Origin of the sequence: Clostridium sp. DSM 17811 (assembly GCF_018861905.1) — a bacterium.
Taxonomy (GTDB): domain Bacteria; phylum Bacillota; class Clostridia; order Clostridiales; family Clostridiaceae; genus Clostridium_AD; species Clostridium_AD frigoriphilum.
The window spans coordinates 1-602 of record NZ_JAHLDU010000095.1; the positions used below are offsets into that span (position 1 = coordinate 1).

2 rRNA genes are annotated in these 602 nt (G+C 40.4%); both read right to left on the reverse strand.

From position 1 onward, the window contains the following. Positions 1-85, reverse strand: a 23S ribosomal RNA gene (locus KPL44_RS25120); the annotation flags it as partial. A gap of 320 nt (positions 86-405) precedes the next feature. Next, positions 406-602, reverse strand: a 16S ribosomal RNA gene (locus KPL44_RS25125); the annotation flags it as partial.

A 602-nucleotide genomic window follows, 5' to 3' on the forward strand; every position in this document is an offset into this window, starting at 1 on the left:
CTACCCAAAGCTTATCGCAGCTTAACGCGTCCTTCTTCGGCTCCTAGTGCCAAGGCATTCGCCATGCGCCCTTTGTAGCTTGACCTTTGATTCTGTCTATTTACATAGACGGTTTTGTTACTTAATATTAATTTTGCGAAATCATAATAAATTAACTTATAACCACTTACTCGTATTTTACAATACGCAAGGTGGATCTAAATCTTTTTAAAACAACTTTATACACTGTGCAATTTTCAAAGAACATTTTAAGAAAAACTATCAATTAATTAGCTCCTAAGAGTTAATATAATTAGTCTCTCAAAATTAAACAGAGAAATAGGAACGAGTAATTACAATAGATATTTTGAAGAATAATTAAATTCTTCTATTGCATCGACCGAAGTCAATACATCTACTCCCTAGAAAGGAGGTGATCCAGCCGCAGGTTCTCCTACGGCTACCTTGTTACGACTTCACCCCAATCATCGATCCCACCTTCGGCCGCTGGCTCCTTACGGTTACCTCACGGACTTCGGGTGTTACCAACTCTCATGGTGTGACGGGCGGTGTGTACAAGGCCCGGGAACGTATTCACCGCGACATGCTGATTCGCGATTACT